Origin of the sequence: Raineya orbicola, assembly GCF_002843425.1 — a bacterium.
GTDB lineage: Bacteria > Bacteroidota > Bacteroidia > Cytophagales > Thermonemataceae > Raineya > Raineya orbicola.
This window is the reverse complement of the sequence record NZ_NKXO01000006.1, coordinates 43673-69040: the sequence shown is the minus strand read 5'-3', so window position 1 is coordinate 69040 and position 25368 is coordinate 43673. Positions and strand designations below refer to the sequence as shown.

Annotated in this window: 22 protein-coding genes; 13 read left to right on the top strand and 9 right to left on the bottom strand. The window is 37.6% G+C overall.

Annotated elements, in window-relative coordinates; all coding sequences use genetic code 11:
* Positions 1-2 precede the first annotated feature (2 nt).
* Positions 3-1556: a T9SS response regulator signal transducer PorX gene (gene porX / locus Rain11_RS02790; protein ID WP_101357805.1), complete on the bottom strand. Its 1554-nt coding sequence runs from the start codon at positions 1554-1556 to the stop codon at positions 3-5.
* Positions 1557-1578: 22 nt separating this feature from the next.
* Positions 1579-2235: a hypothetical protein gene (locus Rain11_RS02785; protein ID WP_133121479.1), complete on the bottom strand. Its 657-nt coding sequence runs from the start codon at positions 2233-2235 to the stop codon at positions 1579-1581.
* A 257-nt stretch (positions 2236-2492) separates the two neighbouring features.
* On the opposite strand from Rain11_RS02785, the gene Rain11_RS02780 reads away from it, so the two are divergent.
* The 3 genes from Rain11_RS02780 to Rain11_RS02770 all read left to right on the top strand — a co-directional run bounded on the left by Rain11_RS02780 (position 2493) and on the right by Rain11_RS02770 (position 6785).
* Positions 2493-3941: an APC family permease gene (locus tag Rain11_RS02780; RefSeq protein ID WP_101357803.1), complete on the top strand. Its 1449-nt coding sequence runs from the start codon at positions 2493-2495 to the stop codon at positions 3939-3941.
* Between the two features lie 291 nt (positions 3942-4232).
* Positions 4233-5810, top strand: a complete 1578-nt coding sequence (gene rho, locus Rain11_RS02775; RefSeq protein ID WP_101357802.1) for a transcription termination factor Rho — start codon at positions 4233-4235, stop codon at positions 5808-5810.
* A 126-nt stretch (positions 5811-5936) separates the two neighbouring features.
* Positions 5937-6785 carry a universal stress protein gene (locus Rain11_RS02770; protein WP_101357822.1) on the top strand — a complete coding sequence of 283 codons (849 nt, stop codon included), beginning with the start codon at positions 5937-5939 and terminating at the stop codon, positions 6783-6785.
* Between the two features lie 85 nt (positions 6786-6870).
* On the opposite strand, the gene Rain11_RS02765 is transcribed toward Rain11_RS02770, so the two are convergent.
* From Rain11_RS02765 to Rain11_RS02755, 3 genes are all read right to left on the bottom strand, one after another.
* Positions 6871-8007, bottom strand: a complete 1137-nt coding sequence (locus Rain11_RS02765) for an AAA family ATPase (protein WP_101357801.1) — start codon at positions 8005-8007, stop codon at positions 6871-6873.
* A 6-nt stretch (positions 8008-8013) separates the two neighbouring features.
* A complete protein-coding gene (locus Rain11_RS02760) occupies positions 8014-8514 on the bottom strand; it encodes a 1-acyl-sn-glycerol-3-phosphate acyltransferase (RefSeq protein WP_207764414.1) in 501 nt (166 codons plus the stop codon).
* A gap of 164 nt (positions 8515-8678) precedes the next feature.
* The gene (locus tag Rain11_RS02755) at positions 8679-9533 is read right to left on the bottom strand and encodes an N-acetylmuramoyl-L-alanine amidase family protein (RefSeq protein WP_101357799.1); all 855 of its coding nucleotides are present in this window, start codon (positions 9531-9533) and stop codon (positions 8679-8681) included.
* Positions 9534-9592: 59 nt separating this feature from the next.
* Here Rain11_RS02755 and Rain11_RS02750 point away from each other — a divergent pair, with 59 nt between their 5' ends.
* Positions 9593-12349 carry a putative LPS assembly protein LptD gene (locus tag Rain11_RS02750; RefSeq protein ID WP_133121478.1) on the top strand — a complete coding sequence of 919 codons (2757 nt, stop codon included), beginning with the start codon at positions 9593-9595 and terminating at the stop codon, positions 12347-12349.
* Here Rain11_RS02750 and Rain11_RS02745 read toward each other — a convergent pair whose 3' ends face one another.
* On the bottom strand, positions 12350-13531 hold the full coding sequence (locus tag Rain11_RS02745) for a class I SAM-dependent rRNA methyltransferase (protein WP_101357797.1): 1182 nt from the start codon (positions 13529-13531) through the stop codon (positions 12350-12352).
* Between the two features lie 120 nt (positions 13532-13651).
* On the opposite strand from Rain11_RS02745, the gene Rain11_RS02740 reads away from it, so the two are divergent.
* Positions 13652-13978 carry a HesB/IscA family protein gene (locus tag Rain11_RS02740; protein ID WP_101357796.1) on the top strand — a complete coding sequence of 109 codons (327 nt, stop codon included), beginning with the start codon at positions 13652-13654 and terminating at the stop codon, positions 13976-13978.
* 33 nt (positions 13979-14011) lie between these two features.
* Here Rain11_RS02740 and Rain11_RS02735 read toward each other — a convergent pair whose 3' ends face one another.
* Positions 14012-14587, bottom strand: coding sequence for a Yip1 family protein (locus Rain11_RS02735; RefSeq protein ID WP_101357795.1), 576 nt, complete (start codon positions 14585-14587; stop codon positions 14012-14014).
* A 76-nt stretch (positions 14588-14663) separates the two neighbouring features.
* Positions 14664-15284, bottom strand: a complete 621-nt coding sequence (locus tag Rain11_RS02730; protein WP_101357794.1) for a fumarylacetoacetate hydrolase family protein — start codon at positions 15282-15284, stop codon at positions 14664-14666.
* A gap of 54 nt (positions 15285-15338) precedes the next feature.
* On the opposite strand from Rain11_RS02730, the gene nadC reads away from it, so the two are divergent.
* A complete protein-coding gene (nadC, locus tag Rain11_RS02725) occupies positions 15339-16202 on the top strand; it encodes a carboxylating nicotinate-nucleotide diphosphorylase (RefSeq protein ID WP_101357793.1) in 864 nt (287 codons plus the stop codon).
* On the opposite strand, the gene Rain11_RS02720 is transcribed toward nadC, so the two are convergent.
* A complete protein-coding gene (locus tag Rain11_RS02720; RefSeq protein WP_101357792.1) occupies positions 16199-17782 on the bottom strand; it encodes an ArnT family glycosyltransferase in 1584 nt (527 codons plus the stop codon). The genes nadC and Rain11_RS02720 overlap by 4 nt on opposite strands.
* 52 nt (positions 17783-17834) lie before the next feature.
* On the opposite strand from Rain11_RS02720, the gene Rain11_RS02715 reads away from it, so the two are divergent.
* From Rain11_RS02715 to Rain11_RS02685, 7 genes are all read left to right on the top strand, one after another.
* Complete coding sequence (locus Rain11_RS02715) at positions 17835-18752, top strand: bifunctional metallophosphatase/5'-nucleotidase (RefSeq protein ID WP_394341583.1); 918 nt, start codon at positions 17835-17837, stop codon at positions 18750-18752.
* 33 nt (positions 18753-18785) lie between these two features.
* Positions 18786-19412 carry a peroxiredoxin gene (locus Rain11_RS02710; RefSeq protein ID WP_101357790.1) on the top strand — a complete coding sequence of 209 codons (627 nt, stop codon included), beginning with the start codon at positions 18786-18788 and terminating at the stop codon, positions 19410-19412.
* A 116-nt stretch (positions 19413-19528) separates the two neighbouring features.
* Positions 19529-21709 (top strand): S9 family peptidase, encoded by a 2181-nt coding sequence (locus tag Rain11_RS02705; RefSeq protein WP_101357789.1) that lies wholly within the window; start codon positions 19529-19531, stop codon positions 21707-21709.
* 151 nt (positions 21710-21860) lie between these two features.
* A complete protein-coding gene (locus Rain11_RS02700; RefSeq protein WP_101357788.1) occupies positions 21861-22946 on the top strand; it encodes a fatty acid desaturase family protein in 1086 nt (361 codons plus the stop codon).
* 72 nt (positions 22947-23018) lie between these two features.
* A complete protein-coding gene (locus Rain11_RS02695; protein ID WP_101357787.1) occupies positions 23019-23417 on the top strand; it encodes a hypothetical protein in 399 nt (132 codons plus the stop codon).
* A gap of 6 nt (positions 23418-23423) precedes the next feature.
* Positions 23424-24176, top strand: coding sequence for a hypothetical protein (locus tag Rain11_RS02690; RefSeq protein WP_101357786.1), 753 nt, complete (start codon positions 23424-23426; stop codon positions 24174-24176).
* Positions 24177-24207: 31 nt separating this feature from the next.
* The gene (locus Rain11_RS02685) at positions 24208-25332 is read left to right on the top strand and encodes a zinc dependent phospholipase C family protein (RefSeq protein ID WP_207764413.1); all 1125 of its coding nucleotides are present in this window, start codon (positions 24208-24210) and stop codon (positions 25330-25332) included.
* Positions 25333-25368 lie beyond the last annotated feature (36 nt).

Here is a 25368-nt window from a genome sequence, read left to right as displayed (position 1 = left end):
TATTACTTTGGCGAAAGCCATACAAAAGGAATAATCATCTCCTCCAAGGAAATACCTCCGTGCTGGAAAGTATCTTTGAAGTAGCTTACGTAATAATTGTAATTATTGGGATACGCAAAAAAATAATCTTCAACAGCAAAAACGTAACTTGTAGAAATATTGGGTTTGGGCAGAAAAAGCTTTTCAGGCTTACGGATTTCAAAAATATCTTTCCCTTCGTAACTCAAATTCTTACCCTGCTTGTAGCGTAAATTAGTATTAACGCTTTTATCACCAACTATCTTAAAAGGACGTTTCACACGGATAGTGCCGTGGTCGGTAGTAATAATAACACGCACCTTTTCACGAGCTATTTTTTGCAGTAACTCCCACAATGGCGAATGTAAAAACCAAGATTTGGTCAGAGAGCGATAGGCAGGCTCATCGGGGGCAAGCTCGCGTATCATTTGCAGGTCGGTGCGGGCGTGAGAAAGCATATCCACAAAATTATACACAATGGCTACAAAATCGTTGTGCAATAGGTTTTTATAGTTTTCAACCAAACTTCTCCCCTGCTGATTTGTGATAATTTTGTGATAAGCTACTTTGGCTTGTATTTTGTTTTTTTCAAATTGTTTTTGCAGGAAAATATCTTCGTAAAGATTTTTGCCTTCCTCGTCCTCTTCATCTTTCCAATATTGTGGAAAATTTTTAGCAATTTCAGTAGGGAGCATACCTGCAAAAATAGCATTTCGGGCATATGCCGTAGTAGTAGGCAAAATGGAATAATACAAGCTCTCCTCCTCAATATTGAAAAGCTCGCCTATGATAGGAGCAAGCACTCTCCATTGGTCATAGCGGAGGTTATCAATGAGAATGAAAAAAATTTTTTCACTTTTGCCGAGTTCAGGAAAAATCTTTTTTCTGAAAAGCTGATGCGAAAGCAAAGGGCGTTCAATGTTGGGATTATTGAGCCACTCTTCGTAGTTATCTTGTATAAAACGCACAAAATTGGTATTTGCCTCACTTTTTTGCATTTCCAGAACTTCCTGCATACTTTTATCGGAAGCCTGCTCCAAGGCAAGTTCCCAATGAACGAGTTTTTTATAGACTTCTGTCCATTCCTCGAAATTCAATCTTTCGTTAAATGCCATTGAAAGATTGCGAAAATCTTGCTGATAGCCAAGATTTGTTTTTTCTGTAATGATGCGTTTGTTTTCTAAAATCTTTTTTACAGAAAGTAAAAGTTGATTTGGGTTGATAGGTTTGATGAGGTAATCAGAAATATGCGAGCCAATAGCTTCCTCCATAATTCTTTCCTCTTCACTTTTAGTTACCATTACCACAGGAATATGGGGTTTGAGATTTTTCATTTGGGCAAGGGTTTCCAAACCGCTCATACCCGGCATATTTTCATCAAGGAAAACAATATCAAAATTTCTATCCTGAAATAGGTCTAATGCATCACTACCGCTACACGCAGGCGTAACCTCATAGCCTTTTTGTTTCAAAAATAAAATATGAGGTTTGAGCAAATCTATTTCGTCATCAGCCCAAAGAATGTGATATGCTTGCATAAATCAAAATAAAAATTTAGGATTATTTCTTGATAGCCAATGATTTCACTTTTTTCTTGGAAATATCAAAAAGACTATCCTCTACTTTGGTGCGTTTAATTTCGGTAGCGAAGTATGTTACACGAAAACCCGGATAAATAAATACAAAACGCAAAGGCACATAGCCCATTTTTGCAAAAATTTCATTATTGTTGTTCATTTTGAAATTTTTGAGAAAATCGGGGTGTAGAGGGTATTTTTTGCTAAAATAAAACATTCGCCCGCGTATTTGTTGCTCTCTGATAAATTTAGATTTTACGGTCAATAGTTCGCAAGGCTCTCCCAAAACATTTACTTGGCTTTTTTTGGTGTCCATTTGCACAATTACTTCATTTTCAAACGTAGCACTACTACTAAAAAGTGTATCGTTTTTAGGAAATTTGTCATAAAGCGTTGCGGTGTTATTGAGATAAATTTGATATTCACGCTTGCAATCGTCAAATTTCCAATAATAATTGCCTCCTTTGATGTATAGTGTAGATTTACTGCCAAATTCATAGGCAATCAGAAAATCATTTTTCTGCAAAGTGGTATCGGTAACCTCTACTCGGTGGGCATATTTGATGTAACCTTCAAAAATTTGGGCTTTGCTCAACATTGCACAAGCCCAAAGCGATAAAAACAATAAACACTTTTTCATACGGATTTTACAAAATGATTTCACAAACATAATGCCAATTTCTGCAAAAATATATTTTTTTCGTTAAATCATAAAGAACAGTTCCAATAGCGGGCTTTATTTGCTCAAAAAAATCCAAAAAAAATTTTAAAAAATACCATTATTTTGCCAAAAGTATTTATATTGCAAGCCGACTTATCAAATAAAATTTTTTATATTCCCAGAACATCTACATATAATTTTGAAAATCAACGTTTCATCATTAAACTTTTAGCAGAATGTCATCATCAATTTGGAGAAAGAAACCTTTGAGTGCTTTTGAGGCAGATATGAAAAAAAGCGACCTCAAAAGAGTTTTAGGTAAATGGAGCTTGACTTCTATCGGTATTGGGGCTATTATCGGTGGAGGTATTTTCGTACTCACAGGAAAAGTAGCCTATTTTAATGCGGGTCCTGCCTTAGCTCTTTCTTTTGTGATAGCAGGGATTGCCTGTATTTTTGCGGCACTATGCTATGCCGAATTTGCGTCAATGCTTCCCGTGGAAGGTTCTGCCTATGCCTATGCGTATGGCACCGTAGGGGAGTTTTTTGCTTGGCTCATCGGTTGGGGGCTAATTTTAGAATATGGTATGGGTGCGATGACGGTGGCAGTTAGCTGGTCGGGGTATTTCAATAAACTGATAGGTATGTTTGGTTTGTCTATTCCCGAACAATTCACCAAAAATCCTTTTGCTGGTGGATATTTCAATTTACCTGCTTTCCTGATTGTTTGGGTAGTTACGGCTATTCTTGTGAAGGGTATCAAGGAAGCTGCTAGTACTAATAACCTAATTGTAGTTTTGAAAGTAGGAGCAATTTTGTTTGTGATTTTGGTGGGTATGTTTTTTATAAATCCTGATAATTGGACACCCTTCATTCCCGAGCCCAAAGAACTTACAGGCGAAGATGGCAGGGTACATCAGGCATACGGCTTGAAAGGGGTTTTTGCAGGTGCCGCTTCCATTTTCTTTGCTTATATTGGTTTTGATGCCGTTTCTACGCAAGCGGGCGAGGCTATCAACCCTAAAAAAGATATGCCTTTTGCTATTTTGGCTTCGCTGATTATATGCACTATCTTGTATATTGCTGTATCTTTGGTGCTTACAGGAATGATGAAGTACGATAGCTTTACAGGCGAGGATTTGAAAGCTCCTGTTGCCGCCGCTTTTGAAAAGCAAAATTTGGGTTGGGCAAAATATATCATTACCGCCGCCGCAACCGCAGGACTTATTTCTGTAATGCTTGTAATGATGCTCGGACAGACACGTATTTTCTTAGGTATGGCAAAAGATGGTTTGTTGCCTAATTTTTTCAAAGATATTCACAAAACCTTCAAAACCCCTTTCAAAAGTACTATTTTGGTAGGATTTGTGGTTTCACTCGTTGCCGCTTTTGTGCCTTTGGATATTTTGGGCGATATGACCAGCTTTGGTACGCTATTCGCCTTCGCGATGGTATGTGGGGCAGTGTGGCTGTTGCGAGTTAGAGAGCCTAATGTAGAACGTTCTTTCAAGGTGCCTGCTTTGCCTTTGGTAGCAACTTTGGGAGTGCTTACCAATGCATTTTTGATTATCAATTTGGATAAATTGGCTCAAATGCTTGCAGGCGGCTGGATGTTAGTGGGTATTTTGATTTACTTTGTCTATGGCAAGAAAAGCAGTAATTTAGAAAAAAGCCAAACTGCATAGTACAACCTTTCCCGAAAGCAATAACCTTTCGGGATTTTTTCTGAAAAAATGATTTTTTTTCTTGCAAATTATTTTTTTTTAACCTAATATTGCAACAAATTCATCTCTTTCAAGTTTATTCTGCTGAATGTTTGAGCAACTTGTCTAATTTCTGTTCCTTGTAATTTACTAGAAAACATTTTGAGGTGAATAATGGAAAAAAGAGGCTCAACTTGCGATAATTCAGTTTGCTATTTACTTTTTGCTATGTCAATTTAAAAAATATATCTTTCCCAATCAATCTTGCTAATTATGCACACCATTGATGAACTTCATTTGAAGCTACTTTCTGAATTAAGAGAAATTGCTGAAAATCTTCAAATCAAAAATGCCCGCAAACTTACCAAGCCCGAACTTATAGAGGCTATTGTAGAAGCACAAGGGCAAACCTCCAACAATACTTTTTCTGAAAATATTGAAAATGATAAAAATACGAAAAAAAGACGTGGCAGACCTCGTAGAGAAAACGTTGTTTCTGAAAATTTTGAGGAAACCGAAAATCTGAATGGCAGCACTAATGAGGAAAATTTCATTGAAAGTTTCTCTGACGAAATTAAACTTGAACCTTTTGAATTGGATACTTTACTAACTGATTTACCCCAAGATGAGCCCTCTAACGAAATCTTGGAAAATATTTTGCCTCATCAGAAAACTTACGAAAAACCCCAACAGCAGAATTTTAAGAAAGCTAATAAAGACCGACTTCGTGAGTTTGATGGCTTGATTGAAAACCAAGGAGTTTTGGAAGTAGTGCAAGACGGAGGCTATGGTTTTTTGCGTTCTCCTGATTACAATTACCTTTCCAGTCCTGATGATATTTACGTTTCACCTTCGCAAATCAAGCTCTTTGGCTTAAAAACAGGTGATACAGTACGAGGCACTATTCGCCCCCCAAAAGAAGGCGAAAAATATTTTGCTTTGCTCAAAGTAATTAGTGTAAATGGAAAAAGCACCGAAGAAATTCGCGATCGTATTCCTTTTGAGTACCTTACGCCACTTTTCCCCGAAGAAAAACTAAAACTTAGTACCCGCTCCGATTTGCTTTCTACGCGTATGCTTGACCTTTTTGCCCCCATCGGAAAAGGACAAAGAGGTATGATTGTTGCTCAACCCAAAACTGGAAAAACCACTTTACTCAAACAAATTGCCAATGCAATTGCTGAAAACCACCCCGAGGTATATCTCATAGTTTTGCTCATAGACGAACGCCCCGAAGAAGTTACTGATATGCAGCGAAGTGTAAGGGCAGAAGTGATTTCCTCTACTTTTGATGAGCAAGCAGAAAGACACGTAAAAGTTGCTTCAATGGTGCTTGAAAAAGCCAAAAGAATGGTAGAGTGTGGGCACGATGTAGTAATTTTGCTGGATTCTATTACCCGCTTGGCTCGTGCTTACAATACCGTAGTACCTTCATCAGGCAAAATTCTTACGGGGGGAGTTGATGCCAATGCTATGCAGAAGCCCAAACGCTTTTTTGGAGCCGCTCGTAATGTAGAAAACGGAGGTTCGCTTACCATTATCGCCACTGCTCTCATAGATACAGGTTCGCGTATGGACGAGGTGATTTTTGAAGAATTCAAAGGAACAGGCAATATGGAATTACAACTGGATAGAAAACTTGCTGATAAGCGTATTTATCCTGCTATTGATATTCCTGCTTCGGGTACGCGTAGAGAAGATTTACTGCTTACCAAAGAAGAACTCAATCGCGTCTGGATACTCCGTAAGTATATGACCGATATGAACGCTACCGAAGCAATGAACTTCCTCATAGAAAAAATGACTGATACCAAAGATAATATGGAATTTTTGAACTCAATGAATGGGTAATGTTTTTAAGCCCTCACTTATGGAAAAAAAGTGAGGGCTTTTTTCATAAAAATCATTTTTTACTCTGCTTTTTGTCATATTTTTTTTGTAGTAGAGCTTTTAACTTTCGCAAAAAATCAAAAAAATATGAAAAAGATTCTTGTCCCTACCGATTTTTCAGAGTTTGCAGAAAAGGCTTTGCAAACCGCAGTGAATATTGCTCAAAAAGCCAAAGCAGAAATTCTCTTGCTCAATGCCAATGAAATGGCAGTTGCGGCAATGCCTATTGCCGAGTATTATTACTACGACAAAGAAAAGGAACAAAGCTATTTGCAAATGGTTAATGATAGCCTAGATAGAACTTTGCAAAAAATAGCTTCGGATATGGATTTGGGGGATATAAAAGTTAGTACGCTGGTAGAAAGTGGCTTGCTCGTAGATGTTGTTGAGGAGGTTTGCCATCGCGAAAATATTGATTTAGTGGTTATGGGAACACAAGGAGCAACAGGTATGAAAGAGATGCTGGTAGGTTCTAATACAGAAAAAGTTGTACGCAATGCCCCTTGTCCTGTTTTAGCTGTACCCAATAAGGTTGTCTACGAATTCAAAAATATTGTTTTCCCTACTACACTTCGCCCCGAGCAAGAAAAAGCCTTCAAGAAACTTGCACAAATGCAAAATGTATTTGACGGCAAAATTCATCTCTTGTATCTCAATAACCCTGCTCATTTGCAAGGAGAAGATTCCGTAGAAGAACGTAAAAATAGCCTTGTAGCAGATACAGGCTTACAAAATACCGAAATTTTTATCAGTCAGCAGAATGTATTTGATGAAGAAAATGCTATTCTTGAGTTTGCTCGCGAGGTAAAAGCCGATTTGATTGTAATGGCAACACATCAACGCAAAGGGTTAGCTCATCTCTTTTTAGGAAGCATCACCGAAGATACTATCAATCATTCGGATATTCCCGTTTTGGCGATACCTTTGAAAAAATAAAAACAAACTTTTATGTGGCGGGTGGAGTGAGCATAACAAGTGGCAATTTCACTAATTGCGAAATTGCCACTTATAGTTTATTAGGCTAAAAACCGATTCTACGAGGTTCAGTGTAGTTTTCAGTGATAATTTCCTCGTTATTGTAAATCTCTGCAAGGGTAGTAGGCTCGGTAATGGTTTTATTCAAGCCTAACTTATCTACTAATTTTTGGGCTTTTTCTATTTCCAAAGGTCTGAATTCATATTTTGCAATTAGCCTACCTTTCCGCATAAGAGCTTTATCAATTCGGCTAATATCAGTATTGAAAGTACAAATAATCTGAATAGAAAGTGAATCGGAAAGTAAGCCGTCTGTTAGATTTAACAGGGTTGAAACAGGCGAATATTGTTCAGAATCACGACTTACAATCAGATTTTCAGCATCTTCAATGACAAAAATAGAGTTGGTGTTTTCTAAAACAAGGGAAATAAGGTCGGGACTGGTAAGAGAAAGAGCCAAATGAGGAGGCAAGAAAATAATGTTTTTTTTCACTTTGGAAATTAGATAACGAATGTAGGAAGTTTTACCCGTACCCGGCTTTCCGTGCAAAAGCACTAAACCCTTATCATTCTTTTGAGAAAGTCTTTTGAGAATAGTTTCGTGTATGGGCAGAAAGTCGTCGTTGTAGTTATCTTCAATATTTAGTTGTGGAGCGATGACATCAATAGATTTGGTATCAAAACCTCCCATAGAAGTATTGATAATGACCGAAATGCTCGGCTTCAATCGAGAGGATTTGCGTTTGAACTTGGAAGTTTCTTTGATAATAGTTTCTGCTTGCAGGCTGTTCTCTTCACTAAAAAAGCAAGCTACACCATTACTGCGAACACTTATATCTATAATGCTACCATTTTTTAGCAAATACACGCTCTGCCAATCTATAAACTTTTTTGTTTTTTGATTGAAATTTCGGGAATTGAACCGATGCTCAATTTCTTCTTGGAAGTTTCTTTCAATCCAAGCCTTAGCTTTTTTGGTATTGACGTTATGTGCAAATAAAGTGCTGGGTAGTTTGCCTGAAAGGCTCAAATAAAGCTGTTGCGTATTGATAGGTTCATTCCAATCGCCATTTAAGATTTTGGTATTAAAGGGGAGAAATTTATCAAAACTTCCTTCGTCTTCGTGGCGACTTTCGCGAATATATCTTAAAATATCTAAACGACTACTTAATTTCATACTCATAGTGCATTATTTTGGGGGATTGATAACTGCTTTTCCAAATTTTTGGTATAACGATGATTTTTCAGGGTATTTGCCTTGAATATCTTTGTAATAAAGTTGAATTTTCTCTAAATCTTCTACATAGTTGCCTGATGGGTAAAATAAATCATCAAAGAAACCGCCTTCTTTGCGTGCATAATCCAAAAATCCTAAACTAATGGGTACATTTGCTTCTTGGGCAATATAATAAAACCCAGATTTCCAGCCTTCGGTATAGCTACGCGTACCTTCCACAGGCACAAGCAAAATAATTTTTTTTGATTTGCGAATAATTTCAGCGGCGGCACTCACTAAATTATTACTTTTGCTCCTATCTACGGGTATTCCACCAAAAAAACGCATCAATAAGCCCAAAGGAAACTTAAAAAGGCTTTTTTTCCCTAAAAAGCGTATTCGTATGCCTAATGAGGAAAAAATGACCATAGTGTAAAAAAAATCCCAGTTGCTTGTATGTGGTGCGGCGACCATTACCGTTTTGGGAGTTTGGGGGATTTGTCCTATTACTTTCCAACCTGAAAAGAACAAGAGAACTTTTGCGAAAATTTTTAATAAAAACATCAGAAAGCGTATAAAAATTCGTATAAAATTAACAAAATTCTGTAAAATTTGTTTAATTGTTTGTAGAAAGGAACTTATTTTTCTACTTCATTCTTAAAATCTCGGAATGCTCTGTAAATTGCCGAAGCCATTAAGGTCTGATTCCAAGTGTCGGTCATATATTCTACTTCTTCATCGTTGGTTACATAGCCGAGTTCTACCAAAATGCTTGTGCAAGCCACTCTTCGTAATACCACAAAACCAGCTTGCTTAATGCCGCGTGTAGGGCGGTGCAGTCTCTCACTGAATTGTTTATCAATGAGAGTAGCTAAATGCAGGCTGTTTTCAAGGTAATTGTTTTGGATAGAGGTCATTATGATATGGGCTTGTGGCGAATTAGGGTCAAAACCGCCGTAATTTTTCTTATAGTTATCTTCCAAAAGAATAACAGCATTTTCACGTTTGGCAACCTCCAAGTTTTCCTGATTGGCGTGAGGACCCATTACAAACACTTCTAAACCTTTCACTTCTGCTCTTTTCTTATCTTTTTTGATGTCCATTGCATTGCAATGCAAAGAAATGAATACGTCTGCATTGCTACGATTAGCAATTTCAGCTCTTTTGTAAAGCTCTACAAAAGTGTCGGTAGTACGGGTATAAATTACATTCACTTCGGGGAGATACTTTTTGATAGTAGCTCCCAATTCAAGTGCCACGGGCAAAACAATGTCTTTTTCTTGAATTTTTTTGGTGGGGTGAATAGTTCCAGGGTCTTGTCCGCCGTGTCCGGGGTCTATCACGACGGTACGAATCTTGTACAAGAAAGGCTTTTTAGGAGAAACAGAAGCAAGGCTTACGAATATTAGCACAATAATTGCTACTGAAAAAATACTCCAACTATACTTTTTTTTGATAGTTTTGCAGGAATTTTGAAAAAGTCTGCTTCCCATTTTCACTGTATTGGCTTGTGAAACTCATTAGTAGGGCAAATATACAAATTTTTATTCGTTTGAGTAGCATTTTGTTATGCTATTTTGTATTTTCTTTTGCCCAAGCCCAAAAAACGGATACTTTGCAAATAGGCATTGATAGTTTGGGCAAAATTCGTACCACAAACCCTCGCGATACTTTACCTAAAACCAAAAATGCTTCTGAAATTCGTACCACCGTAAAGTTTCAGGCAAAGGATTCAGTGAAAATACAAATCAAAAAGAAAAAAGCCGCAATGTATGAAAAAGCCCAGATTGATTACGGCGAAACGCAACTGAAAGCGGCAAAAATTTTTGTGGATTTAGGCACTCAAATTGTAAAGGCTCGTCCAAAATTAGACTCTATTCGGAAAAACAAACTTGTGGATAAACCTTTGCTCAAAGAAAAAACCGAAGAGTTTGCTATGGACTCGGTAGATTACAATTTAGAAACACAAAAAGGATTGATTTTCAATATTGTAACTAAGCAGGGTGAGGGGTTTGTAGCAGGTAAAAGGGTAAAAAAAGATGCTGAAAACGAACTTTGTATTCAAAATGGGCATTACACCACTTGCGATTTGGCAGTTCCACATTTTCGGATAGTAGCAAAGAAAATCAAGGTTACGAAAAATCAGAATGTAGTAGCAGGACCTTTTTATATGGAGGTGGGCGGCGTACCTACGCCCTTGGGATTTGCTTTTGGTATTTTTCCCAAACCCAAAGAAAAAGTGTCAGGAATAATCATTCCCGAATATGGTGAGTCGCGTGAAAATGGCTTTTTTTTACGAGGAGGAGGGTATTACTGGGCAATTAGCGATTACCTTGATGCTACACTCACTACTGAAATTTATACTTACGGAAATTGGGGTTTTGCGGTTACGAGCAACTACAAAAAACGTTATGCTTTTAGTGGAGGTTTTAATTTTAGTTATCGTAGTTTATGGGATAAACCTTTGGACGAGTTCAATCGCAATAAAACAGGGCAGTTCAGCCTGACGTGGAGTCATCGTCCCGAAAGCAAAGGAACAGGTAATTTTTCGGCTAATGCCAATATTGCCAGTTCTCGTTTCAATCAGACCAGCGTTACCAATATCAATCAACTTATTACCACCAACCTCAATTCCGCTGTAAATTATTCCAAAAGTTTCAAGGGACTACCTTTTGCTCTTTCGCTTGCGGGACGTCATCAGCAAGATTTGCAAAGAAACCTCGTTACGCTCAATTTGCCTGATTTTAATTTCACAATGAACCAAATTTTTCCTTTCAAAACTTTGGTAAAAAGTCCTAAAAGTTTCTTTTCTACCATTGGCATCAATTACAACCTCACGGCGAATAACACCATCAACAATCAGGTACAAGGGACAGGCGGATTGGGTTTTGAAACTACTCAAATTCGCAAAGATAGCATTTATGCTTTTCGTCCTGAAAATTTTGGACTTTTCTTGCAAAATGCTCGGCTCAATATTACCCACAATAGTACCCTTTCAGTTCCTTTCAAGGTTTTAAGATATTTTAATGGAAGTTTTGGGTTCAATATTTCACAAACTTTTCATCAAAGAAGGTTCTCTTATGTTTGGCAAGAAATCTTTGATGCTCAAACAAATACGTTGCGTGGTGCAGTAAGGGTAGATACTTCACGCCGTTGGGGAAGCACCTATCGCTACAATTTTTCTTTGGGCTTTTCTACAAATATTTACGGATTTTACAATTTCCCTAAAAGCAAAGGACGCTTGCAAGCTATTCGGCATACGATTATTCCGAATGTTTCGCTTTCTTATACGCCCGATTTTTCACAAGCAAAATTTGGTTTTTATCAGCAAAATGTGCAAACGGGTGTAAAATCGGTGCGTATAGGTACAGGGCAAACCATTTTTTTACCTATCTATCAGAATTTACCGATTTTTGATGGAGCACCTGGACAAGGGCAATCGGGTTCGGTTTCTATCAATTTGCGTAACAAAATTGAGGCAAAAGTTTTACCTAAAAATGACACATCAGGCAAAGCCAAACCCCAAGTTATCTCTTTGCTTGATGAAATCGGCTTAAATACTTCTTACAATATGCTTGCCGACCGCTCTAAAAATCAGTATGCTTGGGCAAATGTGAATATGAATACGCGTGTGCGTCTGCTGAATCGTTTGGATATTGGGCTAACTGCCAGTTTAGACCCTTATCTATACCGAGATACTCTTGTAAATAATCAAATTCGCCGAGAAAAAACCTTTGATTTGGCTTGGGAAAAAGGGCGTTTGGGGAAAATTACTTCTGCAAATTTGAGTTTTTCTACGGCTCTTAACCCTGATTTTTTTAAGAAAAAGGCTACAACACCTACCTCTGCAATGCCCGCAGGTGGTAGAGGGGCAGGAGGCGACTTGCCCGCTAATCTATTGAACCCTATGAGTGGTACGCAGGGCTTACAGACCAGCACTGTGCAAAACCCATTAGCAAGTATCAACCGCTATGTAGATTTTGATGTTACTTGGAATTTGGTACTCAACTATAATTTGAGCTACAATTTTGCTAATGTGCAGGAAAATTTCACTCAAACTTTCAATTTTTCGGGAGATGTAAGCCTTACGAAAAATTGGAAATTAGTATTCAACAGCAGTTACGATTTCCGAGCCAAAGGTTTTGGTCCTTCGCAATTTAGTTTTACACGTAATTTGCACTGCTGGCAAATGAGCTTTGATTGGCAACCTTTTGGACAATTTCAGTCTTACTTTTTCCGATTCAATGCCAATGCCGCTACTTTACGAGATTTGAAGGTAGAGCGTCGTCGTACTACCTACGACAGATAGTTAGCTAACATACAATACTAATCCTTTCAGGTATTCGCTTTCGGGGTGATAGATACTGATGGGGTGGTCGGGTGGTTGGGTGAGTTGGTGCAAAATTTTAATATCTCTGCCAACATCTGCCGCCGCACCAAATACAATTTTACGAAACAAATCTCTATCCACGCTCCCCGAACAAGAAAAGGTAAAAACCAGTCCCCCGCTTTGTATTTTTTTGAAAGCCTGCATATTGATTTCTTTGTAGCCACGAGCGGCGTTGGGTACATTTTGAGCTGTCTTGGCAAAAGCAGGCGGGTCTAAAACGATAAGGTCGTAGTAATTTTCAGGTATTTTTTTCAGATACAAAAAACAATCTTCTGCAAAAGCCTGATGTTTGCGATAGTTAGGAAAATTCATTTGCATATTCTTTTCGGCTTCTGCACAAACTTCCTTGGAAATATCTACCGAAATAACCTCCTCGGCTTCGCCTGCTGCGGCATATACGCTAAATCCACCTGTATAGCTAAATGTATTTAGCACTCTTTTGCCTTTGGCATAAGATTTTAGTAAGGCTCGGTTTTCTCTTTGGTCAAGGAAGAAACCTGTTTTTTGTCCTTTTTCTACATCAACGCCAAAAAGCAAGCCATTTTCGGAAATGATTGTTTTTTCTTGTGGAATAACATTATCCACCCAACCCTCGGGAATATCAATTTGTTCTAATCTGCGGCTGTTTTCTTTGGTTTTGAGATAAATGTATTCTAAACCTATTTCACGCAAAGCCTGAATAAGAATATGATAAATTTTTTCAATACCTTTGTGTAAAATTTGCACCGAAGCTACTTGGTCATAGACATCTACAATCACGCCGGGCAAGCCATCTCCTTCGGAAAAAAGCAGTCGGTAAGCATTAGTATCTTGACTGATAACATATTTTTTACGTAGCTCGTAGGCTTTCCAAATTTTCTCTTTCCAAAAATTTTCACGTAATTCTATTTCTTTTTTACCGAAATAAAACATTCTGCAAGCTATCTGATTTTTAGGAGCGTAAAAGCCATATCCCAAAAAATTTTGCTTGTTATCTACTACTTTTACAATATCGCCTTGCTCGGCTTTTTTAGGAAATTCTTTGATAGCTCCCGAATAAATCCAAGCGTGCTGATGTTCTACGGAACGCTCTCTTCCCGATTTTAGAACTAAATTCTCCATAACTGATTTTTCACAAAAATGGCTTGCAAGTTAGTAAATTCTACAAAGCTCGCCAAACCGAAATTTTTGAACTTTTTGATGAAAACTTTGGTTTTATCAAGAAAATTCAAGTTGTAACCTATGATTAGTGTAACTGATAAAGCCAAAGAGAAAATAATAGAAATTCGTCAGAATGAAGGTTTTTCTGATGAACATAACATTCGGGTAGCTGTAAAAGGAGGTGGCTGTTCGGGCTTGATGTATGATTTGCAGTTTGATAGCAACGTTCAGCCTAATGATGAAGTGTTTGAAGACAAAGGAATTAAAATTTTAGTAGATAAAAAGAGCCTATTGTATCTGCTTGGTACTACGCTCGATTTTTCCGATGGCTTAAATGGCAAAGGCTTTCAGTTTGTCAATCCGAATGCATCGCGTACTTGCGGGTGCGGAGAAAGTTTTGCAGTGTAGAGAAAGGGTTGGATTGCCCAACCCTCAAATTAGCTAAAAAGAAGGAGTTGTACCTAAAATTTTACCTGAAATAAATCCTATCAAAAACCCTATCACAACAGAGGTGAGTATAATGGCTACTACATAGGTAACTTTCTTTTCTTCGGGGGTGTTTTTCATAGGTGTAATGCCTAACCAAGCTACATAAGCCCCATACAAACCTACAATAGCTAAAAAAGAAAGAGCAGGAATGATGTTGAAAACTGCCGCAATAAGTGAAGCTGTTTGTGAATAAGCCACCAAACGTGCCGATTTGTCTAAATTTTTCTCCGAAGCGAAAGAAGGTGCAAGCATATCTACTATGTAAGTTGTAACCACGTAACCAATCACTGCTCCAATAATATGGGAAACAGCCATTTTTGCCCCCCAATCCAATCCTTTGAGCTTGACTATCCCCAAATCAATTCCAATTAGTCCGTAACCAATAAAATAAGCAACTGCCCCTATCAACGATAAAGGCACAACATATCCCATCAGTAGTGAGCTAAAAGTTGTTTTTTCGTCTTTGCTCACTTCCCATTCCTGCTTGGGGTTTAATAGAATGTTTTTGGCTTTTTCTACGAGGTTCATAACAAAGAAAGTTTATTTGTGAATAAAACTTTCACAAGTAAATGATTTTTAGAGAAAAAGCCAAAAAAATACTGATTTATTTGACCTCAAAATCAAACATTTTCCGATTTTCCAGATATCCGCAAAGTCTATCACCAATTTGCACAGCTCTCACGCCTGCAGGCGTACCTGTGTAGATAAGGTCGCCTTTTTTGAGCGTAAAGAATTTAGAAAGAAAAGAAATGATGTAGTCTATTTTGAAAATCATTAGCGAGGTATTGCCTTCTTGTCGCTTTGTACCATTTACTTCCAAAGAAAAATTAAGATTTTGCAAGTCAGCAAATTCGCTTTTAGGAATAAAATCGGAAACAACGGCTGAGCCATCAAAGGCTTTGGAAAGTTCCCAAGAATAGCTATTTTGTTTGAGCTTGGTTTGCAAATCTCTTGCAGTAAAATCAATGCCCAAACCTATTTCTTCATAGTATTTAGGGGCAAATTTTTCTTCAATATGCTTGCCTTCTCGGCTGATTTTGATTACTACTTCTACTTCGTGATGAATTTCTTTGCTAAATTCAGGATAGTAAAAAGGTGCATTGTTTTTCAGGAGAGCGGTATCAGGCTTCAGAAAAACCACAGGCTCACCTGAAAATTTATCAAATTCGCTTTGCATTTCTGCGATGTGGTTGGCGTAGTTTTTACCTATACACAAAATTTTCATACTTTTTCTTTGGCTGAGTGAAAAAACTTGACAAAATTAGCAAAATTTTAAGATATGCGACCTACTTACGCAAGCAACGAAAATCTGCACAAATTTATTTCACTTGCTTTGCAAGAAGATATTGGCGAAGGCGACCATTCTACGCTCGCTTCTGTGCCTGAAAATGCAACAGGCAAAGCTCGTTTGCTTATCAAAGATGATGGCATTTTGGCGGGAGTAGAACTTGCCGAAATGATTTTCAAGGTTGTTGATGAAACTTTGCAAGTAGAAATTTTGATTGGCGATGGTTCGGCTGTAAAAAAAGGCGATGTAGGGCTATATGTTTCAGGCAAAGCTCGTTCTATTTTGCAGGCGGAGCGTTTGGTGCTGAATTGTATGCAAAGAATGAGTGGAATAGCCACTTACACACGTTTTTTACAACAAAAAATTGCTCATACAAAAGCAAAATTGTTAGACACTCGCAAAACTACACCTAATTTTAGAATTTGTGAGAAATGGGCTGTATGGATTGGTGGTGGCAAAAATCATCGCTTTGGGCTGTATGATATGATTATGCTCAAAGATAACCATATTGATTACGCAGGAGGCATTCGCAAAGCCATAGAAGCAACTCATAAGTATTTACAGGAAAAAAATCTTTCAATTCGCATAGAAATTGAAACCCGCAACTTGCAAGAAGTGCAAGAAGTTTTGGAAGTAGGTGGCATAGATGTCATAATGCTGGATAATATGAGCCTTTCGGATATGAAAAAAGCAGTGCAGATGATTGGTGATAGATTTCAAACAGAAGCATCGGGGGGGGTAAATGAGCAAACTATTGTTAGTATTGCCGAATGCGGAGTAGATTTTATTTCTGTGGGAGCCTTGACCCACTCGGTTAAGAGTTTGGATATCAGCCTGAAAGCCGTAAAAGATTAGTTTTGAGCAGAAATTTCGTAGAGGCTTACTCTATCATAACTTGCAATTTTTCGCCAATTAGCGGGAATGTTATACACCCATTCAGGGAATTTTGTACCTATTTGCTCAAAATAGGCAATGCTGTATTTGTTCTGAATAACGTATTTGGGCAAGGGAATTTGCTTTACTTTATTCAAGTCCTCAAAATGCTTAAAAACAACTCCCTGCGGAACTTCAAACTGAAAATACCACTTATGCCCTGAAATCAATTTATCATCAGTAAGTACAACACAGGGCTTTTGAAACAGATTTAAGTGCTGTTTAAATAGCATTTTTTCGTATTTATAGCCTGTTTCTGTGGGTTTGAGCATAGTATAAATAGGGTGCAAAACGAGTATAGCAAGCAAAGACAAGATTTTCAATTTTGATAAGCCGCCCAACCTCCCAAAATTTTCTTTTTTGAATTTGCTAAAAAACAAAATCCAGACACCTACGCAAACATACAAACCTGCAACTTTTATTCCCAAAGTATGCCAAGCAATGCCTGCTGAAAAAAACATCAGCATTGCAGTAAATATGTTGAAGGGCTTTTGTTGAATAGCCTCTGCCGATACAACTGCCCCCAAAGGAACTAAAAATAAAATATGACGCGGAAGCAAATAAATAGGTGTGTAATGCTCAAAATCTACGGGCATTAGCCAAAATGCAAGCAAACTTATAGCAAAAGCCCCAAGTGTGAAATTTGAAAAATGTTGTAATTTTTTGCTCAAAACAAATACTTTTGTCAAAGCACCTGCAAAGGCAATTATCAGACTGGTATTCACAAACATCAGTAGTGGGGCATAAGTAAGCCTTTCAAACAAAAAACCTTCACTTCTAAATTGTGTGTAATCCGTATGTCCCTGCTGTATAAGCGAGAAGCGAAAAAAAGGATTTTTCGTAAAATAAGCATATAAACCCAAATAAAAAGCCACAATTGCTATTGCTGTAATAAAAACCATTATCCAAAAGCGAATATTTTGCTTTTTGAACAAATCATATACGCACACGCATATGTAAAAAGGTGCAATAAAAAAAATAGTTTCTTTGCATAAAAAGCCCCAAAAATTCAAAAAAATAAAGAAAAATGCTTGCCAAAAGTTATTTTTTCTATTCCAAAGCAAAAAGATTGCCCCCAAAACAAGCGTTGTAAGTAGTACATCGGGATAAAGTTTATTAGCAAAAAAAAGCGTGTAAAAATCTAATGCAAATAGTGCAAAAGCTATTTCTTTCTGTGGCGACGGAAAAAGTTTTTTTACCCAAACCCAAAAAAGGCTAAAGCTCATTAAGGTAGCGAGTAGCGGTAAAGCTACGTTAGCGAAATCATTTACACCAAAAATTTTGTATAGCAGAGCCAAAGGGAAAATCAAACCCCAGCGGTGGGCGAAAATATCATTTGTAGAAATTTGATAAGTGCCTTTGGAAAATTGATAAGCATAAAAAGCATAGGTGGTATCATCATAGAAGTAATAGCCGTCAAAGCTCAAAATGCAAAAAAGCACACAGAAAGCTATTAGCACACAGAAAAGCCAATGCTGACGCAAGATTAACAGAAAATTCATTAGGTTTATGCAGATTTTTTTATAGCTTTGTGCAAAAATAAGGTAAAAAATGATTTCTCGCCGTCAGTTTCTTACGGAAAGTTTAGTAGGAATGGGGGCTTTGGCTCTTGCCCCTGAATGGCTTCTTGCTGAAAGTAACAAAGATGCTGTAAAAATTACAATCCTACACACCAATGATATGCATTCACGCATAGAACCTTTCCCAAATGACGGGAGAAAGTTTGCAGGATTAGGCGGAATGGCTCGCAGGGCAGAACTAATTAAACAGATTCGTAGTCAAGAGGCTAATGTTTTACTTTTAGACGCAGGTGATATTATTCAAGGAACGCCCTATTTTAATTTTTACGGAGGCGAAGTAGAATTAAAACTAATGAGCCAAATGGGCTACGACGCCGCAACCATCGGTAACCACGAATTTGATAACGGCATTGCAGGTTTTAATAAATTTTTGCCTCACGCCAATTTCCCTTATCTGATAGCCAATTATGATTTTTCAGGAGAAGAGAGCTTGAAAAATGCTTTTCAACCTTACAAAATATTTGAAAAACAAGGTATTAGGATAGGCGTTTTCGGATTAGGAATACAACTAAAAGGCTTGGTTTTGGATAAATTTTACGGGAATACCAAATATCTTGACCCCGTAGGCACTGCCAAAGAAATGGTACAAACGCTCAAAGCTAAAAAATGTGATTTGATTATTTGCCTTTCGCATTTGGGGTATAGATACGATGATGAACCTCACAAAATCTCTGACTACAAACTTGCTCAAGCCGTTGAAGGTATTGATTTAATTATCGGCGGACATACACATACTTTTCTTGATAAACCTGAACAAGTAACTCACCCCAACGGACATATTACCCTAATTAACCAAGTAGGTTGGGCAGGTATCCGTTTAGGTAGGGTAGATTTTATTTTTGAAAAAGGCAAGCGAAAACCCGCTAAAAATGCTAATTACGCAATCAGATAATTTTGTTTTTTAGAATTTAAACCTTAAAAAAATATGCTCGTTACACGCAAAGCTCCTCATTTTGTTGCTCCTGCCGTTATCAATGGCAAAGAAATTGTCAAAGATTTTTCTTTGGAGCAGTATTTAGGTAAAAAATATGTGCTATTGTTCTTTTATCCCAAAGATTTCAGTGGCGTTTGCCCTACGGAAATTTGGGCTTTTCAGGAAAAATTAGCCGAATTTGAAAAACGCGATTGTGTAGTAGTAGGTTGCTCTACCGATACCGAAGATACACATTTGGTATGGCTTTCTATTCCCAAAGAAAAAGGGGGCGTACAGGGAACAACCTTCCCTTTGGTAGCGGATACTGCCAAAACTATCTCTAAAAATTATGGTGTATTGGGTGGCTATGAAGATTATGATGAGGAAGGCTATGCTACTTTTGTGGGAGCCCCCATTGCTCTACGTGGTACTTTTCTGATTGATAAAAATGGGGTCGTACAGCACGAAAGCATTAACCATTTCCTTTTGGCTCGTAATGTAGATGAATGTTTGCGTACTCTTGATGCCCTCATTTATTTAGAAAAACACGGTGAGGCTTGTCCTGCTAATTGGCACGAAGGACAAAGTTTTACCAAAGTTTCTCGTGAAGCAATGCTTGAATATTTGAGTAAAGGTTAATAAAAAAGCCCCAAGTAAAATACTTGGGGTTTTCTTTGAAACAATTAAACAACATAAACAAACAAAACTATATGCTTGGCTTCTTTCATTCAAATCTGTCAAAATCAGAGCAAGTTATGTGCCAAAATCAGCTTTTTAATCAGTTTTTTTTGCAAAAATTTACTAAAAGCCTGTTTATCGCTTTTTTTTCTTTTGCTTTGGCTTTTGCCCAAAAGAAAATGGTTAGCGTTGAGGATATTTGGCAAAAATATTTGTTCTATCCACAGGCTGTCGAAGGCTTCAATTATATGAAGAATAGCCGTTTTTATACGGTCTCGGAGGGAAATAAAATTTACAAATACGAAACGCTTTCAGGAAAAAATGTTGGTTTGATTGCAGAAATACCCATAGACTTTCAAGACTACGAATTCAATGCTACCGAAGATAAAATTTTACTCTACAATCAGGGAGAAGCCATTTATCGTCGTTCCTTCAAAGCAGAATATTACTTGTATGACCTTAAAACCCAAAAACTTATCCAAGTTTCTAAAAATGGCAAACAATCTTATGCTACCCTTTCACCCGATGGTTCTAAAATTGCCTTTGTAAGAGATAACAATCTTTTTTTAGTTGATATTGCCACTCAAACAGAAATTGCTATCACTACCAACGGCAAGGCTAATCAAATCATCAATGGAGCTACGGATTGGGTATATGAGGAAGAATTTGGTTTTGCACAAGCCTTTTTTTGGTCGCCTGATAGTAAAAAAATCGCTTTTTACACATTTGACGAAAGCCACGTCAAGGAATACAATATGCAAATTTGGCAAGGGCTTTATCCCCAAGACTATCGTTTCAAATATCCCAAAGCAGGAGAGCAAAATGCCTTTGTAAGTATTTCAGCGTATTTTCTGGATACCAAACAAACTAAAACTATTGATTTGGGTGCAGAAAAAGATATTTACGTAGCTCGCTTGCAATGGACACGCAATCCTGATGTGCTTGCTATTCGCAAACTCAATCGCTTGCAAAATAAATTGGAACTTATCCACGCCGACCTTTCTAAAAATACTAAGCAAACCATTTACACCGAAGAAAGCAAAACTTATATAGATATTGAATTTTGCGAAGAATTACATTATTTGCAAAATGGTAAAGAATTGATTTTGGCTTCAGAAAAAGATGGCTTCAAGCATTTTTATCTTTACGATATAAACGGAAAGCTAATCAGGCAAATCACCAAAGGAGCTTGGGAAGCGAGCAAGTTAGTAGGTATAGATGAAAAAAAGCGATTGCTCTACTTTACAGCCACAAAAGCCTCACCTTTGGAGCGTAACCTGTTTGTGATTTCTTTGGATAAGGGTTCTGAAAAAATCTTGCTTGCCGAAAAAGGTATGCACAAAATTACAATGAGTGAGGATTGCCAGTTTTTTATGGACGAATTCAGCACCGCAAACACTCCTCCTGTGTATAGTCTTTATGAGGTCTCGGGCAAAAAAATCAAGGATTTAGAAACTAATAGCACTTTACAAAAAACAATGGAAGGTTATCTGATTTCCCCCAAAGAATTTTTTACTATCAAAACCCCTGATACAGAACTAAATGCTTGGCAAATCAAACCACATAATTTTAATCCTTCGCAAAAATATCCTGTTCTGATGTTTGTGTATGGGGGTCCTGGCTCGCAACAAGTAGAAAACGAATGGAATCCTTTTGATTATTTCTGGTACCAGCATCTTGCGTCAAAAGGCTATATGGTAGTGTGTGTAGATAACCGAGGTACAGGGGGCAGAGGAGAGGCTTTTCGCAAATGCACTTACGGACAGCTCGGTAAATTAGAGGTACAAGACCAAATTCAAGCGGCAAAATATCTGGCTACGCTCCCTTACGTAGATGCCAGTCGTATTGGTATTTGGGGTTGGAGTTATGGTGGCTATATGGCGGCAAATTGTATTTTACAGGGTAATGATGTGTTCAAAGCGGCAATTTCAGTAGCTCCTGTTACGAATTGGCGATTTTATGATACCATTTACACAGAGCGTTATTTAGGTTTGCCTCAACAAAATCCTGCGGGATATGATGAAAATTCCCCTAATACCCACGCAAGCAAATTGAAAGGTAAATTCTTACTTATTCACGGCACAAGTGATGATAATGTTCATTTTCAGAATGCCGTGGCTTTTCAAGAAGCCCTTATCAAAGCAGGTAAGCATTTTGAAAGTTTTTATTATCCCAACCGCAATCACGGCATTTATGGCGGAAACACTCGTCTCCACCTTTACCAACTAATGACTGATTTTTTGATGAGGAATCTTTGATAATAGAAAATACTTCATTTGTCCTATCTATTCTATGCAAAGTGCAATTTTCTTGACAAAAGGCAAGGGAAAAAATTTTATTTTGCCTTTTTTGTTAGGAGCAGAATTTTTTTGTTCGTAAATTGAAAAAATTTAATACAAATACCTTTTTATGCCCAAAGTAACATTCAACAACCGCAAAGGAAATTTCTACGAAACACTCAAAAATGCCGTAGATACGTATTTCCAAGAGAAAAAAATTGCTAAAACAGGAGACTGGCGTTTGTTTTCTAAAACTATTATTCTAATTGGCTCTGCCATAGGGATTTACATTTTGCTTTTAAGTAACATTTTGCCTGCTTGGGCGGGTATGTTGGGAAGTGCGATGTTAGGTTTTGTATTAGCTACCATTGGCTTTAATGTAATGCACGATGCTAATCACGGAAGTTACTCCAAAAATAAAACGCTTAATGAAATTTTAGGACTTACAATGAATGCTCTCGGCGGAAACGCTTTTATTTGGAAAATAAAACACAATATTACTCATCATACATACACCAATATTGATGGTTTAGATGATGATATTGCTAAAAGCCCGCTGATACGTATGGCATCTACGCAAGTATGGAAACCTGCACATCGCTTTCAGCATATCTATGTTTTCTTTTTGTATGCGATAAGTTCTTTTGCTTGGGTGTTCCTAACGGATATGCAAAAGTATTTCAAACGCAAAATTCACAATAGCCCTATAAGCAAAATTCCACTTAAAGAGCATATTATTTTTTGGTTGAGTAAAATTTTGTATGTGGTATTTTATGTAGCTATTCCTGTGTATTTTGTAGGTTGGGGGGCTTGGCTCGTAGGTTTTAGCCTAATGCACATTGTAATGGGCGTTACTTTATCGCTTACTTTTCAGCTCGCTCATATGGTAGAGGAAGTAGAACACGAGCATTTTGTAGCAGAAAATACCTATATTGACGCTGAATGGGCAGAACATCAGGTACGTACTACTGCTAATTTTGCTCCTCAAAGTAGGCTTATTTCTTGGCTAGTAGGAGGGTTAAACTTCCAAATAGAGCATCATCTTTTTCCACGTATTAGCCACGTACATTATCCTGCTATCAGTAAGATTGTCAAGGAAGTCTGCGAAAGCTACAATGTACCTTATTACGAAGCCCCTACACTTTGGCACGCCATTGTTTCGCATATCAAAACAATGAAAGCCTTTGGGCAAAAGCCTATGCTTGTAAGTTGCTGATTTTAGAGAAATTTAGTGAGAGTTATTTTCTGATTTACAGATTTTTGTTACCTTTACTCCAAAAGTTTGGGTATGCGAAAGTATAATTTGCACTATGAGGAAGCCTCTCAAACTGTATTTTTAGTGTTTGAGGGTTTCCTGAATGAGCAAGATTTTAAGCAGGTATGGTTAGAGGCGGTTGCTTTGATTGAAACGCACAAAGCTCCTTATTTTTTCATAGACGCCTCGCAAGAACGCATCATTCCTACGGGTACAGAGGAGTGGCTCATCAATGAATTTGCTCCTCTTGCTGAAAAACACGCTCAAAAATTGGGTTATCGCTTACGTGCTGCAAGAGTACAATCACAAGATATTTTCAATCGTTTGGCTTCGGAGAAAAGTATTTTGCATTTTGCAACTTCTACGCAAAACTTTGATTTTCAAAACTTTTCTACAAAACAAGAAGCTCTTACTTGGCTGTATCAAGTTTGAAAAAGTATGAAAAGGGGAGTTCTTTGCTGGTTTTTATTGTGTAAGTGCCTTGTTTTGCAAGCACAACAAACTTTTTTTACAATTCCATCAGGCGAAATTACTCACCGAGGCAAGCATTTTTACCAAATCCAAAATAATTTTTGGCATATTCATTCAGCACAAACTCAATTTGATTTTGATTATGGTATTGGTCATCATTGGGAACTTGGTTTTAACATAGATACCGACCTTTCTTGGCGAAAAAACTCACGATTTCTGATAATAGAAGATACCGTTGGTTTAGAAGCAGTTACACCGCTATTGCTTTTCAATATGCAAAAAGGTGTTCCGATTTTACCTCACCCCAAATTACGTATCAATATTGGTACGCAGATGGGTACAAATTTAATCAATGAAGGTGAGTGGCATTGGGCATACAAGTTTTACACGATGCTTGCATCTGAATTTATGAAAGATTGGCACATCAACGCAGGGGCTTATATTGCCAACGGGGCTTTTACAGGTCAGGGTAATATTTGGGGTTTTTTTGCAGGTGTAGAAATTCCTTTTAGTGAGCGTTGGGCTTTGATGAGTGATGCTACTTTTGCCAATACCTCTAATTCTATTGCGTCTTTGGGAATTTCTTTCAATCCTACAAGCCGTATACAAGTTTGTTTAGGTGGAATCACTACTACTCCTGCCAATCCGTTCAGGCAAACAGGGGTCATTTTGGAAATTAGTTTCTTTGGTTGGGATTTTTGGGATAAAAATGAAGATTGATTTTCAGGGTAAGTTTTCAAGTACAAAAGCTATGAAAAAAGGCTATCTACAAAATTTTATACTTTTTATCGGTTTAGTTTTGCTACTCAGCAGTACCCAAAAGAAATCACCTCAATGGGGTTTTTTTGGACATAAAAAAATCAATCGTTTAGCGGTATTCTGTTTGCCCCCCGAAATGATACGCTTTTACAAACATTACATTACATTCATCACCGAAGAAGCTGTAAATCCTGATTCGCGTAGATACGCCGTAGAAGGTGAAGCAGAAAGGCATTTTATTGATATAGATGTGTATGATAAATTTTTCAATGATAGTGCTGTCTATAAAATGCCACGCTATTGGAAGCAAGCCGTAGAACGTTTTACCGAAGATACTTTGAAAGCATACGGAATAGTGCCTTGGCACATTGAAAAGATGAAACACGACCTCACAAGAGCTTTTGAGCAAAGAGAGGTGAAGCGAATTTTGCGTCTGAGTGCCGATTTGGGGCATTATATTGCCGATAGCAACGTACCTCTGCATACTACTGAAAATTACAACGGACAAAAAACAGGACAAGTAGGTATTCACGGCTTTTGGGAGTCGCGTCTTCCTGAACTTTTTTCACAAGATTACGACCTTTTTGTAGGCAGAGCCGAATACATCAAAAATACGCAATTGCGGGCTTGGGATTATGTTATCAATGCTCATAATGCTTTAGATTCGGTGCTTCGCTTTGAAAAAGAACTCACCCAAGAGTTTCCCGAAGATAAAAAATATGTTTTTGAAGAACGGAATAAAATCACCATACGCACCTACTCGCGAGAGTTTTCCAAAGCCTATCACGATAGGCTCAACGGGCAAGTAGAAAGGCGTTTTCGGGCTTCGGTGAAGGCAGTTGCCGATTTTTGGTACACAGCTTGGGTAGATGCAGGACAACCCGATCTAAACAAACTCATTGATGCTATTTCTAATGAGGAATTACAAAAGGAATTAGAACAAGAAAAAGAACAATGGAAACAGCAAAAATATCAAGTTCGCCCTCACGATAATGCCGCTTTATGGCAAGGTGATGGATATTTAGAGCATAGTAATTCTTGCTGTTTTGTAGCTCATCATCAACCCAAACAGAAACTTTTGGGAAAAAATAAAACTTCCAAAATCCAAAGAAAATAGCTTTTCAGAACAGAAATTTGCAGAAAGTAGGCTAAA